General features: G+C 75.3%; 1 pseudogene. It reads right to left on the reverse strand.

What is annotated here, in order from left to right:
- Positions 1-535, reverse strand: a pseudogene (locus G3I71_RS46365) (apolipoprotein N-acyltransferase); the annotation flags it as partial.

The following is a 535-nucleotide window of genomic DNA, read 5'->3' on the forward strand; positions in this document are numbered from 1 at the left end:
CCGCGTCGGAGAAGTGCCGCACGAACGAACGCATCGGGATGTACTCGGCGAACGCGGCGAGCCGCTGCTTCGAGTAGGTCGCGACCGGGCCGACGCCCGGCTCCCACAGCACGGCGGTGTTGTAGCGGCCGCCGGAGTCCGGGTACTGCACGGTCCCCACCAGCAGCGGGGCGTCGACCTCCTGCGCGACGCCGTCGATGAGTCCCGCGGCCTCGGCGTCGACCTGCGGGTCGATGTCGGAGCCGTTCTCGGGCCACAGCACGACGTCGAGGTCGCCGGGTGCGGTCCGCTCGAGCAGCGCGCGCGTGCCCGCGACGTGGTTGTCGAGGACCTGCCGACGCTGCCCGAACGCGTCGAGCCGGCCCGGTTCGGGGACGTTGCCCTGCACGGCCCCGACGCGGAGCGTGCCGGTCTGCGCGGCGGTGTCGAGCGGGATCACGAGGGACCCCGCGACGACCGCGCCCACGGCGGCGAGCGCGCCGACGGTCCGGACGAACGCCACCTGCCCCGCGGCCACCGCGTCGCGGGCCAGGAG

It is taken from the genome of Streptomyces sp. SID12501 (assembly GCF_010550245.1).
GTDB lineage: Bacteria > Actinomycetota > Actinomycetes > Streptomycetales > Streptomycetaceae > Streptomyces.